Here is a 14,127-nt window from a genome sequence, read left to right on the forward strand (position 1 = left end):
CAGAAGTGGCACGGTGGCTTCGACAAGCTCAGCCACCAGAAGTGGCACGGTGGCTTCGACAAGCTCAGCCACCAGAAAAAGATCAACCAAAACGCCCACTGATGTAATCCTCAGTGCGCTGATCTTTGGGGTTGGTAAAAATGTTGCCCGTAGCCCCAAATTCCACCAGCAAGCCAGCGCGGGTCTGGGAATCCATCAGCATAAAGGCGGTATCATCAGAGACGCGCCCGGCCTGCTCCATGTTGTGGGTCACAATCACTACGGTGTAGTCGCGCCGCAATTCAAGCATCGCGTCTTCAACCTTGAGCGTTGCAATCGGATCAAGAGCCGAACATGGCTCGTCCATCAACACGATCTCTGGCTGCGGCGCAATGGCACGTGCAATGCAGACCCGTTGCTGCTGGCCACCTGAGAGGCCCAGTGCAGAGCTCTTCAAGCGATCCTTGACTTCGTCCCAAATGGCCGCCTTGCGGAGCGACTGTTCAACCCGTTCAGCAATAGCGTTGCGGTCGCGCCATCCAAGTACGCGCAGCCCATAGGCAACATTGTCGAAGATCGATTTGGCGAAGGGGTTGGGGCGCTGGAAGACCATGCCGATGCGGCGGCGCAACATGATCGGATCGGCATCGTGGGCATAGATATTGGTGCCGTCAATCGCAATCATCCCCTTACCACGGGCACCGGGGGTATCATCGTGCATGCGGTTGATCGAACGCAGCAGCGTACTCTTCCCGCAGCCCGATGGCCCAATAATGGCGGTGATCTGACGATCACGGATCTCCATGCTAATATCGCGCAGCGCCTCAAAGGCTCCGTAGTAAAAGCTGAAATTTGCAATCTGTAGCCGCGTGGTACGACTTTCAGCCTGAACATGTCCAATGGTTCGCTCGGCTACGGTGCGTTGTAATGCCAGTGGGCTACGATGAGCCTTGATGTCTTCCACAAATACTCCTTATCCAACTCGTCCACTAATATAATCGGTAGTACGTTCATCTTGGGGGGAGGTAAAGATCTGGCTGGTCTCCCCCTCCTCTACGAGGACGCCGCGATGCACATCGTTGATGCGCTCTACCAGAAAGACCAGGGTGTGATCCGAGATGCGCGCCGCCTGCTGCATGTTGTGCGTCACAATCACAATCGTGAATTGCTGCTTCAGTTCAACCAGCAACTCTTCAATCTTTAAGGTCGAGATGGGATCGAGGGCTGAACAGGGTTCATCAAAGAGCAATACACTTGGGCGTAGCGCAATCGCCCGCGCAATGCAAAGCCGCTGCTGCTGCCCACCCGAGAGCGCCAACCCGGAATGGTTGAGCTTGTCTTTGACCTCATCCCAGAGTGCAGCCGAACGCAGGCTCTCTTCGACCCGTACATTCACATCAGCCTTGGACATGCCATCGAGCCGTAGGCCCACCGCTACATTCTCGAAGATCGAGAGTTGGCGCAGTGGATTAGGCTGCTGAAAGACCATCCCAATGCGCCGACGCACTGCTTGGGGTTTAATCGTATGGCTATAGACATCCTGATCACCCAACAAGACCTGACCCTCAACGCGTGCGCCCGGCACGACCTCGTGCATCCGGTTGATACAGCGCAAGACAGTACTCTTCCCGCAGCCCGAGGGTCCAATAATCGCCGTAATTGAGCGTGCCTTGAAGATGCTATTGACCGGATACACGGCCTGAAACGACCCATAGAAGGGTTTGAGGTCTTTGAGGGTGATGTTTGGATGCTCGTTTTGGTTTGCGTGGCTCATGTCATCCTTACATTAGAGGCTGTCTGAAAAGTCCATGAACTGGCGTTGGAGTGCTGGCTTCAGCCGGCTAAAGCCGGCACTCCAATGCATGTTACTAATTTTTCAGACAACTCCTTAGCGCAGGCGGTTGCGGGTAGCGACACGCACCGAGATGTTAACTAACAAAACCATGAGTGTCAAGACCAGCGCCGTACCCCAGGCCAGATCATTGAGCACCGGGAAGGGTTGCTCAGTATAACGATAGGTCAGCAGTGGTAAGGCAGCTATTGGTGCCATCAGATTGTACGAAAGATTGTTGTTGCCTAGCACAGTCAAGATCAGCGGTGCGGTTTCGCCCGCAGCGCGGGCAAAGGCGAGCATAACGCCCGTGACGATTGCACCAAGGGCAGCGGGCAAGACCACCGTGAGGGTGCGCCACCACTTGGGCGCTCCCAGGGCCATTGAAGCCTCGCGCACCGTCTGCGGTACCAACTTGAGAATCTCTTCGGTGGTACGGGTAATGATTGGAATCATCAATACCGCGAGCGCAATGCTGCCAATATAGCCCGCAAAGGCACCTGTAGTACGCACAATCAAGGTATAGGCCACAACCCCCACGATGATCGAAGGGGCAGCACTGAGTACGTCGGTACAGAAGCGCACCGTCATAGCCACACTATTCGAGGGGTACTCGGCAAGAAAGATGCCCGCCATAATCCCTACCGGCATCGCAATCAGCGTGGCCAAGCCCGTAATCAAGATGGTACCCACAATGCCGTGGAGGACACCACCGGGGCTACGAATATCATCCCCTAAGGCAATTGGTGCCCGATAGGCTTCGGTGAAGAAGGCGATGCTAAAAGAACTGCCCCCACGAACAATCACATAGCCAATGATCAAAAAGAGGGGAATCAGCGCCACAATGGTTGCAAGAATCGCCATACCACGCATAATCTGATCAACGATGGCGCGGCGGCGATAGTTGCTCGCTTGGGAAATCATGCGCGTATACTCCCGACTGGGCCGCGTGCGCTATACCAGACCAGCATGCGCGCTATGCCATTCAAAATTAAGGTAATCCCAAAGAGTACAAAAGCCATAAAGATTAGCATTGATTCGTGGAGGAAGTCGTTGGCGTTCGGCAATTCACTCGCGATCAGGGCTGCCGCAGTGATCCCTGGCTCCAGCAATGATTCGGGTACGCGACTCTTCTGCCCGCCCACAATCATCAGCGCGGCCATTGTCTCACCGAGGGCACGCCCTAGGCCAAGCATCATACCGCCAATAATACCAGCGCGGGCGTAGGGCAAGACCGCCTTCCAGATCACTTCCCAGCGGGTTGCACCCACCGCCAGCATCGCTTCACGCTGATGGTTGGGCACTACCGCAATCACATCGCGGCTAATTGCGGCAATGGTAGGCAGGATCATAATCGCCAGAATGATCCCGGTCACCATCAAGCTCCGTCCTGCCGTCACTGTGCCGCCAAGCAGCGGAAAGACCTGGCCGACACTGTTGGCCAGGGGAATTGCCACATGATCGCGGAAGAAGGGGGCAAAAACAAAGACGCCCCAGAGACCATAGACGACACTAGGAATTGCGGCCAAGAGCTCGACAAAGAACGACAGGGGTGTCTTGAGCCACTGCGGGCAGAGTTCGGTCAAAAAGACACCAATGAGGACGCCGAATGGCCCGGCGAGACAGAGCGCAATCATTGAGGAGACGAGGGTTCCATAGACGGCAGGAAGCGCTCCGAAATTGCCCCTGATAGGGTTCCACCCATCCTGGAAGAGGGCCGAGAGGCCGAAGCGCTCGCGCGCAAGCTCTGAACCATTCCAGATAACAAAACCAATGACGGCAACTAGACCAACTACTGCGAGGGCAAAGGAGAGGGTGATAAACCAAAAGAAGACATCGCCGTGCTGGGTACGGCGTTGAATGTACTGCCAAGTCGTGAGTTGTTGAGTGTCTTGTGGCATAGTGTCAATCGATGTGTATTATATACGCTTTGACGAAAATTGTTGCAACAACGTGAGGCGAGGATGCGTGAGGCGAGGATGCGTGAGCTTCGCGTCCTCGCGAGCTTCGCGTCCTCGCGTCCTCGCATCCTCGCACCCTCGCGCTCGATCATCTCCTAGCGCTCAAAGGCGCTAACACCATCCACGTTCACGGACATGATCATCTCGTTGGCAAGCTCCTTGACCTCGTCGGGCAACGGGGCATAGCGCAGCGCCAAAGCCGCTTCGTCACCCTCGTTGATCGCCCAGTAGAGGAAGTCAACCAGCGCCTGCGCGGTGGTCAGGTCGCTCATCTCTTCGCGCACGAGCAACCAGGTGAAGCCCGCAATCGGGTAGGCATTCTCGCCATCGGGCGGGTTGACAATGTTCACGCGCATGTCGGCGGGCATAGCGGCCAAGAAGCCCGCCGCTGCCTGCGAGGTGGACTCGAGGGTGGGCTTCACGAAGTTCCCCACCGCGTTGCGAACCGCAGGTGCCGGCAGGTTGTTCGACAGGGCGTAGATCAACTCGACATAGCCAATTGCCCCTTCGGTCTGGGCAACTGCCGCCGCCACGCCAGCATTCTGCTGACCACCAATGCCGGTCGGCCACTCTACCGAGTCGCTTGCGCCAATCTCAGTGGCCCACTCATCACTAATCGCGCTCAGGAACTCCGTGAAGATACTGGTCGTTCCCGAACCATCGGAGCGATGCACCACCGTAATCGCCAGGTCGGGCAGATCAACCCCTGGATTGTCTTCCGCAATCAGCGGATCGTTCCAGTTGGTGACGCGGCCAAAGAAGATCTCCACGAGGGTCTCACCCGAGAACTGGAGTTCATCCACCCCGGGGAGGTTGTAGGTCGCCACCACAGCACCGAGTACGGTCGGAATGTGGAAGAAGGGCGCACCATAAGCCTCAATCTCTTCATCGGAGGCGTAGCGATCAGTACCACCCATATCAGTGATGTCGGCATAGAAGTCACGGCGACCCTGGCCCGAACCAACCGCCTGGTAGTTGATGGTTACGTTGGGGGCCAGTTCGCGGTACTGCTCGATCCAAGCCTGGTAGACCGGATCGGGGAAGCTCGCCCCAGAGCCGGTGAGCGTCACCGAGAGATCGCGGGGCTCAAAGGCAGCCGCTGCAACCGGTTCGGGCTCAGGTTCGGGCATGCTGGCAAGCGCTTCGGCATACTCCTCTGGCAACTCAATGGCGGGGGTACCATTTACATTGATGCGCGCAATCATCGCCAGCGTACGCAGCTTGACCTCTTCGGGCAACGGCGCATAGCGCAAGGCCAGCGCTTCTTCATCACCCTCAGTAATCGCCCAGAAGAGGAAGTCAGCCAGCGCCTGCGCAGTGGTCAGGTCGCTCATCTCTTCGCGCACGAGCAGCCAAGTGAAGCCCGCAATCGGGTAGGCATTCTCGCCATCGGGCGGGTTGACAATGTTCACGCGCATGTCGGCGGGCATAGCGGCCAAGAAGCCCGCCGCTGCCTGCGAGGTGGACTCGAGGGTGGGCTTCACGAAGTTCCCCACCGCGTTGCGAACCGCAGGTGCCGGCAGGTTGTTCGACAGGGCGTAGATCAACTCGACGTAGCCAATTGCCCCTTCGGTCTGGGCAACTGCTGCTGCTACGCCAGCGTTCTGCTGACCACCAATGCCGGTCGGCCACTCCACCGAGTCGCTTGCGCCAATCTCAGTAGCCCACTCATCACTAATCGCGCTCAGGAACTCCGTGAAGATACTGGTTGTTCCCGAACCATCGGAGCGATGCACTACGGTAATCGGCAGGTCGGGCAGATCAACCCCTGGATTGTCTTCCGCAATTAGCGGATCGCTCCAGTTGGTGACGCGGCCAAAGAAGATCTCCACAAGGGTCTCACCCGAGAACTGGAGTTCATCCACCCCGGGGAGGTTGTAGGTCGCCACCACAGCGCCAAGCACCGTCGGGATGTGGAAGAAGGGCGCACCATAAGCCTCAAGTTCTTCATCGGAGGCGTAGCGATCAGTACCACCCATATCGGTGATGTCGGCATAGAAGTCACGGCGACCCTGGCCCGAACCAACCGCCTGATAGTTGATGGTCACGTTGGGGGCCAATTCGCGGTAGCGCTCGATCCAAGCCTGGTAGACCGGATCGGGGAAGCTCGCCCCAGAGCCGGTGAGCGTCACCGAGAGATCGCGGGGCTGGAAGCCATCTGTAGTAACAACGGGGGCCTCGGTCGGAACCTCGGTCGGAGCTTCGGGCTCAGGGGTAGCTGCGGGAGCAGCCGGGGCCGTCGTCGGAGGTGCAACCTCCGGGGTACCACCACATGCAGCGAGCAGTGGCAGTAGCAACGCGAACAGAAGTAGAACCACTCGAAGGCGCGTAAAAATACGCATGTGAAGCGCAATCCTTCCTGCTTCATGGCAGCTACAGCGATGGTCACAAGCTCGACCAGACAAGCCTCACCCTTGAAGCTCGCGCTGTTAGTCTGCGTGGACAATAGAGAACCGTCAAGCCGAATGCAGCATTCCGCCGCGAGTCAGTATAAAGTCCCGACATTAAATTGGAGCTAATCGTATGTTAAGAGTTTGTTAGGAGATGCTTGTTCTGTTGTGATGCTTCAGAAGCTGTCTGAAAAGCTAGTGGGCCCGTGTTGGAGTGCCGGCTTTAGCCGGCTGAAGCCGGCACTCCAACGCCAACCCATAGACTTTTCTGACCGCCTCTAAAACCCGCTGTTGGGACTACGCCCCCAAGTGAAGTGTGAACAGGTAGCGCAAATTGTGCTACCATAGACCCATGGAATCTCACGCGCAGTTGATCCCACGGGCGTTTGCCGCCCTTGAGCCCTTTCCGGCCCTGCGGGCCGACGTTGGCCCGGCGCTTAGTCGTCAGGCCGCACAGGTTGGTGCTGCGCTCGCGCGCTACCAAGAGCGCCCGCTGATCTTTGCGGCACTTGAGGCTGCCCTCGCCGAGCCGCGTGGCGGCCTGATTGTGCTGGAAGGCCCGCCCGGAAGTGGCGTTACGAGCCTGATTGCCGCCCTCGCAACCCGTCTAGCGATGCCGCTCTGGCTGGCTACCAATAGTGGCCCCGCAGGTCTCGCGGCGCTCTATGCCCAACTTGCGGCACTCTATCGCCCCAATGCGCCCATGCTCGATCCTGCTGCTGCCAGCGATCCAGCCGCTCTTGAGCAACTGCTCGCCGATGCGGCCATGAGCCAGGGACGGCAGCGCCAAGTGCTGTTGGCCATTGATGAATTTAACCCTGTTGGTCAGCCGCTGCACCCCGGCCCAGTGCCGCTACCCGCTGAGTTGCCCCGTGGGGTGACCATGCTCTTTGGCTCTGCTCCCGGTGCGATGCTGCCCTATCCACCAATTGCGCGTATCATTCTGCCCGATGCCGACCTTGAACTGGAGAGTTTGCAGAGCCAGATTCTGACCAAGCTGGGGTGCCCAGGCGCGTGGCACGCAGCGTTGCAGCAGGCTGCTGCTGGCAACCTGCTCTACCTCTATTTGGCCAGTGCCATGCTGCAAGCCGACCAGATTGCCCTTGATGCGTTACCGCCAGGCTTGGAGGCGTTGCTGCATGCTTGGTGGCACCAACTACCTCCTAATGAACAGCAGTTGGCGGCGCTGCTTGCGGCTGCGGCTGAACCACTCCCGCTTACCTTGGCGGCCCAACTGATTGATGCTGATCCGGGGTCTGCCATTGCTACGTGGGAGCAACTGGGCCTGGTTGATATGACGATGCAGGCCGCACCACCTGCGGAGGGAGACACGGCGCCTAGCCCGCCAGTGTTGCTAGGGGCCTTTGCCCATCCCGTCTGTGCCGCTCTGCTTGCCCGCTTTGCCTATGCTGAGATTGCAACAGCCCACCGTAGCCTTGCTGATGCGGCCCTCGCCCAAGCTGAGGCGGAACGTGGGCCACGCCAACATTCTGGCTTTGCCCCCCGGGCCACGGCGGTAAGTGGTTACCTGCGCCGCCAATTGGCGCGCCACGAAACGTTGGCCCCAGGCGAACCACGCGCTGCTGGCCTCGCACGCCTCATTGATCGTGATTGGCTCCGTAACCACGAACGCCACGATGCCCTCTCTGCTGCGCTTGAAGCTGCCCGTTGGGAATTGCGCGCTACTGCGACTGGCGATGATCCGCTGCGCCTCGCTCGTGCCGTCGCGCTAACCGGCATGCTCACCAGCCGGGCCCGCACCCTTACGCCCGAAGCTGCCGCCGAGGCCCTTACCGTCGGTCTAAGCCACGGTGGGCGCGACCATGCGCTCAAGCGCGTACAAACGATGATCGAACGTCTGCCCGATGGCCCCGCCAAGGCTGCTGTACTCAAGCGTGTGGGTGAGGTCTGCTATGGAGCCAACATGCGCTCCAGCGCAATGCGTCTGCTCTCGCGGGCGCTCGACCTCGAGGCCAGTCCGCTCTCGCGGGCCTGGCGCGATAGCCGTGAGGCGCTGCATGCGACGCTGGCAAGTGCTGCACTCACCTGTGCCGATGTGGATAGCGCCCTACGCATTACCGAACGGATCGAACACCTCGAACGACGGGCGATGGTCGAGACCGAAGCGGTACGCTACCTGCTCCAGACTGGCGACCACCTGCGGGCCCAGCGGCTCGCCCGCGCTATTTTGCACGAAACCATGGGCGCTTGGGCCCGCGCCGAGGTGGGCGTGGCCCTCGTGCGCGCCGGTGACGCATTGGGCACCATGCTGCTCGAAGAGATCGAATTGGAGACGGTGGTCGCGTGGGCACAGATTGAACTCGCCTGTGACGAAGCGGCCCACAACGAAGCCGGTGCTTTGCAGCGTATTGCCGACCTACCCAACCAGAACCAGCGTGATCGCGGCTTGGCCAAACTGGCCCACGCCTTTGTGCATGCGGGCAACGAAGGGGCCGCTCTCGCTGCCGCTGAAGCCATTGTCGCCGTAGAAGTGCGAATTGCAGCGCTCATCGAGTTGCGTCTCGGCCTTGAGGGGCTCGTTGCGATGCTGGCGCTCGAACGGGCCACAAGCGACATTGATGCCGTGACGGGTGAAGACCGTGCGCCGCTCGTGGCCGACCTTGCCGCTGCCCTCGCTGCCTTGGGGCGCATCGAACGGGCACTGACGCTGATTGAGAGTCTCAACGAAGGGGAAGAGCGCGACCGCGCCCGCGCCAGGATGGCGGTTGCCCTAGCCCAGAGTGGCAAGCATGAAGCGGCTGAAGAGATCTTGCGCTACATAGACGACGACGACGAACGCGATTGGGCTTACGACGAGTTTGCCCGTCAACTCGCTGCCGCACAGCATTGGGATGAAGCAGCGATCATGTGTGAGCGCATCAGCGGCGAAGAGCAGCGCGCCCGGGCGAGTGGCGACCTCGCAATGGCACAGGCACGCGCCGGAGACGCCGTGCCCGCCCTCGCCCACGCCTTAGCGCTTGGCGTACCTGCCGAACGAGCCCGCGCCCTCAACGTGATCGGGCCAGCCCTCGTTGCCGCAGGCGATGCCGCACGGGCGGTTGCTGTCGCTGCGGCCAACAGCGAAGCCCTCAACAACGCCGAAACACGGGCCCGCTACCTTGCCGCCATTGGCGGCGCACTGGCCGAAGCTGGCCAGACCGAAGCCGCCGCGACGGTGATTGCCAGCATCAGACGGCCAAGTGACCGTGCGCGGGCCGGCGCCACCCTCGCCAGCGTCCTCGCCCCACAGCATCCCGAACTCGCCCGCAGCACCTTAGGGGCCACCCTGCGCGAAGCCGCCGTCGGGCGCGAAGCCAGCCTGCGTGCGCTCGAACGCGCCGCCCCCGCCCTAGGGCTCATCGGCGGCTCACAGCTTCTCGATGCCATCTCGGCCACCGTAGATGCCCTTGACCGCTGGTGAGGGGAGGCGAGGGAAGCATGTGCTCTCGCGTACCCTTACCGTAAACAAGAAGATCCAGCCCAGATTGTACAAAATATCTATTGCATGGGTGTAATCCTAACCTCTATACTTGGTGGGTAGTGTGAGCTCATACCGAGATACTGCTGCACGATGCGCATAGCGAACCACGTCAGCGTGCGCTGGTATGCGGTAGATCTATTGCTTATCACTCGTCACCCATCATTGGTATAACCCATGCACCGTTGCCTTTCTGCATCGCCGTTGGCGTGAGATAGGCTTTTTTGCTGTCTTTGGAGAGCAGTATGACCACACGGATCTTAATTGCCGACGATGAACCAATTATTCGCATGAATCTACGCGAGACCCTACAAGAGCAGGGCTATCTCGTTGTCGGTGAAGTAGGTGATGGGCAAAGTGCAGTCAACCTGACGCGCCAACTGCGGCCCGACATTGCCCTACTTGATGTAAAGATGCCCCACCTTGACGGGATTAGTGCCGCTCGTTCGATTACCGCCGAGACCTTAGCCCCGGTTCTGTTACTCACAGCCTACAGTTCACGCGAATTGGTCAGCGAAGCACGCGAAGCGGGCGTACTCGGCTACCTGATCAAGCCGATTCGTGAAGCGGAACTCATGCCGCTAATAGAGGTTGCGATTGCCCGTTGGGCCGAGCGCACGCAACGGAGCAAAGAGTTGAATCTACTCAAAGATCGGCTTGAGACCCGTAAAATGATTGAGCGAGCCAAAGGCTGCCTCATGGATCAACAGGGTCTTAACGAGGCTGATGCATTCCGCAAAATCCAGCAACTAGCCATGAACAGCCGCAAGACCATGCGAGAAGTCGCGCAGGCCATTTTGCTCACCCGCGAGCTAGGGGCGTAGGGGGCCATTGCAGATTGTAGATTGTAGATTGTAGATTGTAGATTGCCGAACATGGCGTCCCAATGGGCTTTCGCGTGCTTGATGATGCGGCATGTTCAAGGGTAATTGGTATCATTCCCTTGCCGGGGGGTGAAGGCGGCTTTGCATCCTCCCCAAAAACCGCTTGTTGTTCCGTGCTAGCACGGAACAACAAGCGGTTTTTGGGGTTATAGCCCCAACAGCAGGGGGGGAATGGCGTCAGCTTCTAACGTCAATGAGCAAGGGGAACATAGCCCTATAGATACTAGTACTCTCCATTTCTGTTTGACAATTTCGTACAGACATGCTATGGTTATGCCAATCAAAGAGGTTTACTTTGCAATCCAATCTCATTATGTCTACAGCAAAACCTACGGTGATTGATCTCTTTGCTGGTGCCGGTGGGTTCGGATTAGGTTTCGAGCTTGCTGGTTTTAATGTACCATTCTCCCTAGAGATGGATGCGTGGGCTTGCGATACACTACGTCACAATCATCCCGATATGCTGGTTGTGCAACAAGACATTAGAGATTTATGGATCATTCGCCTAGGCTTGTTGAAAGATTTAAACATATCAAGTGGGGTGAGTCTAGTTCTGATGTTCCTGAAGAGTATGGAGCTAGACGCCGTAATGGAAATGGTGCTTTGTCTGGGGTTAGCTACGATCAAAACAACCGCCGTCTTTACCCTCACAAACCTTCTCATACAATCGCCGCCTCATTCTATGCAAATTTTATTCATCCGTTTCAACATAGAAACCTAACAGCGAGAGAAGGTGCAAGGATTCAATCTTTTCCTGATCATTATCGATTTATGAAAAAAAAAACTGTAGTATCTCATAAATTACTACAAAGAGAGAATCGATTTGAAGAAAAATTTCTCTGTCAATATAATCAAGTAGGTAATGCGGTGCCACCCATTCTAGCACGTACCATTGCCTTGTATCTACAGGAACAACTTGATATATGTCCTCTACCGATAGAAATCTATTAGTTCACGGTTCTAATTTATGGCAGAAGGAGAGTCATCGTACGAAGTATCGTAGCGATGAAGCTCGGCGTTATCTTCGGGAGATTCGATCTGAATACGATAGATGGCATGCAGAAAATATAGCGCTTGTGGGGCCAAATTCTACACCATTAGCACAAGACATTGATATAATTCAGAATCGAGTAAGTCTGCTCTCGATTTACAAGGACTTCTGCTATTGAGTGTAAAACGTACTTAGATAAGACCATGCTTGAAGGTTCGTCCAGAGCAGCAGAGGACTTAAAGGCACGTAACCCAAATAGCCTTTACATTGTCGTTATGGAGTGGATTAAACTGACCAGCGATGTGAATCTGCGAAAGTACAAGGTTGATCAAATATATGTCCTTCGGCAACAGAAGAATACAGATAGAGAATTCAGGTATACCGAAGACTATATAAAAAACCCAATCAGCTATCAAATAGTTTGGCATTTGTTTGATACAGTGCGTCGTCATTTGACATCAGATTGGACGAGTGGCATTGAACATGGCATACAGCGAGGATGGTTAATTGATTAGAGCATGAAATGCATCTATCTGTGCAAAACGTGCTTCAACATTACGTACATCATTGGTCGAGATGGTGATGGCATAGTAAAATGCTGTATCTGCTTGCAGATCCTGGAAACGCTGGTAGAACACCTCTTTGTTTTCAGCGACAAAATGCTCTGAATAGCGTGTCATCAACACCGAGTAGACATCAAAGAGGGCAATGTTGATGACATTGCGCTTGCCATCGGGACTAGTGTGTTTGCGGAAGGCATGCTTGCCAAAGACGTGGTAGTTGTTGCGCATGCTCCGCTCAAAGATGGGCGTCAACTCTCTGGAGAGCTGTTCGGCACCCATGTCGTTCATTTGACGCAGGGTTTCTGCTAGGAATTCGTCAATGTCCCCCTTGCACTGACGGTAGCCAGCCACGCCTGAGAGGTAGAAGCCACAGAAGCGGTTGATGACCTCACGGTCGCGCATGGTTAGGCTGTTCAAGCCCTGATCGGTTGCTTCAACAAAACTTGGATTGCGCGCCTGCTCACGGAGCCAGCGGGTGGCCGCGCCTACGTAGAGGCAGTTGCGCATCTGCTGACGACTCAGAGCGACGCCGCTGTTTACACGCTCGAAAATATCGAGACGGGCGCGATCAGGGACTTTGGCATCAATAATGTAGAGAATCAGTTGGGTGTCTTCGATGCGGTTTTGTAACTTGGGAGGCAATTCATCAAAGCGTAAGCCGTTTAACTCTTTGCTATTTCCCTTAAAGCCACGCAATCTCAACTCATTCTTCAGGTAGCTTTGAAATGTACTGAGTCTTTGTAGACCGTCAACTACCACCACCCGACCATCGCGCTCCTCAGCGAGATAGAAGACCGGCAGGGGAATACGCATCAATGCCGATTCGATCAGTTTACTCTGTTTTTTTTCATCCCAAACGAAATCGCGCTGGAAATCTGGATCAAGAATATACTGATTATTATTCATTCGCCGTACAACCTCATACACAGTGCGTGTCTCGGAGCGAATGAGCAGGCTATCAATAGGATATTCACCAAGATCGAAGGTGTTTGCATCCAGCCCCTCTACATCTGTCTGCTTCTGTCTTTGACTGTTAAGACCGGCATCAGCCTCGGTCATTTCCTGAATATCATCTCTACTCATAGTTGTCTTCTCGTGGGTATGACCAAAATCTGTAGGGCGATGCCCTACAACCCTATAGGACTGATGAAGGCTGCGAGGGAACCTGGTTCCCTCGCGCACCCTAGCTACACATGTTGGTCACACCCTCTTCTCGTTTGGATTTGACCAAAATCTGTAGGGCGATGCCCTACAACCCTGCGGACTAATGTAAGGCTGCGAGGGAACCTGGTTCCTTCGCAGCCTTATTAGGTGCAAAAGAGAGATCGTTCTCTGATCTGAGGTAAGCTAGTTCTCACATTCCCCCCATAATACCACACCAGTAGGTCAAGCATCTTAGTGACCCCGAAACAGCCGCGCCTGCCCGCGTAAGCGCTCTGGTAGCGCATCTAGGGGCGGTGTGCCGCGCTCTAGGGCGGTGAGTAGTGCGGCGATCCACGGTTCGCTCTCCATGTCGCCCCAGTCAGTTGGTAGCGTGAGGACGCAGGGCAGGCCGTGGTGCGCTATCGTCTGGGCTAGTTTGCTCAGATGAGCGCCTGTGGCGCTGGGTGTCGGCTGATTGCCCGCTGAAAGCAGCACGAGGCGCGGTGGCGTGTTGCTGTTACGCATAATGAAGTCGGCGAAGGCGTAGCCCGACATAGGCAGCGCTGTGCCGTTGGGTTGCTCCAATGCGAGGCAAGGGGCACCATGCTGGTACCCCACTGGTGCCACGAACCAGAAGATAGTGACGCCCGTCTGTAAGCCTGTTGCTAGGGCCGCGAGGGTTGCTCGTTCGCCTGTGCATGGTGCAGGCAGCACAACCGTCGGCAATTCACCAAGTGCCAACCGAATCAGCGCAACCTCACCCGATAGATCCAGCCCGCTGGCTGTATCTACTGGCTCGGCAAGGGCTACAAAGACTTGTGGTGTTAGTACCATTGGAGATTGGAGATTGGAGATTGGAGATTGGAGATTGGAGATTGGAGATTGGAGATTGGAGATTGGAGATTGG

General features: G+C 56.5%; 12 protein-coding genes. 5 read left to right on the plus strand and 7 right to left on the minus strand.

The annotated features are described in order from the left end of the window. Positions 1-82 precede the first annotated feature (82 nt). The 5 genes from pstB (CJ255_RS18270) to pstS all read right to left on the minus strand — a co-directional run bounded on the left by pstB (CJ255_RS18270) (position 83) and on the right by pstS (position 6,113). The gene (pstB, locus tag CJ255_RS18270) at positions 83-943 is read right to left on the minus strand and encodes a phosphate ABC transporter ATP-binding protein PstB (protein WP_097645532.1); all 861 of its coding nucleotides are present in this window, start codon (positions 941-943) and stop codon (positions 83-85) included. Positions 944-952: 9 nt separating this feature from the next. Then, on the minus strand, positions 953-1,753 hold the full coding sequence (gene pstB, locus CJ255_RS18275) for a phosphate ABC transporter ATP-binding protein PstB (RefSeq protein WP_097645533.1): 801 nt from the start codon (positions 1,751-1,753) through the stop codon (positions 953-955). A 114-nt stretch (positions 1,754-1,867) separates the two neighbouring features. Continuing rightward, positions 1,868-2,734 (minus strand): phosphate ABC transporter permease PstA, encoded by an 867-nt coding sequence (gene pstA / locus CJ255_RS18280; protein ID WP_097645534.1) that lies wholly within the window; start codon positions 2,732-2,734, stop codon positions 1,868-1,870. Beyond that, positions 2,731-3,711, minus strand: coding sequence for a phosphate ABC transporter permease subunit PstC (pstC, locus tag CJ255_RS18285; RefSeq protein ID WP_097645535.1), 981 nt, complete (start codon positions 3,709-3,711; stop codon positions 2,731-2,733). Before pstC ends, pstA begins: the two co-directional genes overlap by 4 nt. 155 nt (positions 3,712-3,866) lie before the next feature. Further along, positions 3,867-6,113 (minus strand): phosphate ABC transporter substrate-binding protein PstS, encoded by a 2,247-nt coding sequence (pstS, locus tag CJ255_RS24170; protein WP_217352480.1) that lies wholly within the window; start codon positions 6,111-6,113, stop codon positions 3,867-3,869. Positions 6,114-6,513: 400 nt separating this feature from the next. On the opposite strand from pstS, the gene CJ255_RS18295 reads away from it, so the two are divergent. The 5 genes from CJ255_RS18295 to CJ255_RS25130 all read left to right on the plus strand — a co-directional run bounded on the left by CJ255_RS18295 (position 6,514) and on the right by CJ255_RS25130 (position 12,029). Beyond that, positions 6,514-9,582: a hypothetical protein gene (locus tag CJ255_RS18295; protein WP_097645536.1), complete on the plus strand. Its 3,069-nt coding sequence runs from the start codon at positions 6,514-6,516 to the stop codon at positions 9,580-9,582. A gap of 302 nt (positions 9,583-9,884) precedes the next feature. After that, positions 9,885-10,463 carry an ANTAR domain-containing response regulator gene (locus CJ255_RS18300; protein WP_097645537.1) on the plus strand — a complete coding sequence of 193 codons (579 nt, stop codon included), beginning with the start codon at positions 9,885-9,887 and terminating at the stop codon, positions 10,461-10,463. A 355-nt stretch (positions 10,464-10,818) separates the two neighbouring features. Beyond that, on the plus strand, positions 10,819-11,244 hold the full coding sequence (locus CJ255_RS25125; protein WP_217352481.1) for a DNA cytosine methyltransferase: 426 nt from the start codon (positions 10,819-10,821) through the stop codon (positions 11,242-11,244). Continuing rightward, positions 11,127-11,474: a DNA cytosine methyltransferase gene (locus tag CJ255_RS24950; protein ID WP_217352482.1), complete on the plus strand. Its 348-nt coding sequence runs from the start codon at positions 11,127-11,129 to the stop codon at positions 11,472-11,474. The genes CJ255_RS25125 and CJ255_RS24950 overlap by 118 nt, the downstream gene beginning before the upstream one ends. Before the next feature lie 213 nt (positions 11,475-11,687). Continuing rightward, positions 11,688-12,029, plus strand: coding sequence for a Bpu10I family restriction endonuclease (locus CJ255_RS25130; protein ID WP_281257222.1), 342 nt, complete (start codon positions 11,688-11,690; stop codon positions 12,027-12,029). Here the strand turns inward: CJ255_RS25130 and CJ255_RS18315 are convergent. Further along, positions 12,018-13,160 (minus strand): DUF262 domain-containing protein, encoded by a 1,143-nt coding sequence (locus CJ255_RS18315; protein WP_217352484.1) that lies wholly within the window; start codon positions 13,158-13,160, stop codon positions 12,018-12,020. The genes CJ255_RS25130 and CJ255_RS18315 overlap by 12 nt on opposite strands. A gap of 312 nt (positions 13,161-13,472) precedes the next feature. Next, a partial coding sequence (locus tag CJ255_RS18320) for a hypothetical protein (protein ID WP_217352485.1) occupies positions 13,473-14,127 on the minus strand: 655 nt, incomplete at its 5' end.

Origin of the sequence: Candidatus Viridilinea mediisalina, from assembly GCF_002532535.1 — a bacterium.
Classification (GTDB): Bacteria; Chloroflexota; Chloroflexia; order Chloroflexales; family Chloroflexaceae; genus Viridilinea; species Viridilinea mediisalina.

Excerpts from the sequence above, each read along its gene's own strand:
- pstB (WP_097645533.1), bottom strand. The coding sequence starts at position 1,753 with ATGAGCCACGCAAACCAAAACGAGCATCCAAACATCACCCTCAAAGAC.
- pstC (WP_097645535.1), bottom strand. The coding sequence starts at position 3,711 with ATGCCACAAGACACTCAACAACTCACGACTTGGCAGTACATTCAACGC.
- CJ255_RS18315 (WP_217352484.1), bottom strand. The coding sequence starts at position 13,160 with ATGAGTAGAGATGATATTCAGGAAATGACCGAGGCTGATGCCGGTCTT.
- pstA (WP_097645534.1), bottom strand. The coding sequence starts at position 2,734 with ATGATTTCCCAAGCGAGCAACTATCGCCGCCGCGCCATCGTTGATCAG.
- CJ255_RS18300 (WP_097645537.1), top strand. The coding sequence starts at position 9,885 with ATGACCACACGGATCTTAATTGCCGACGATGAACCAATTATTCGCATG.
- pstS (WP_217352480.1), bottom strand. The coding sequence starts at position 6,113 with ATGCGTATTTTTACGCGCCTTCGAGTGGTTCTACTTCTGTTCGCGTTG.
- CJ255_RS18295 (WP_097645536.1), top strand. The coding sequence starts at position 6,514 with ATGGAATCTCACGCGCAGTTGATCCCACGGGCGTTTGCCGCCCTTGAG.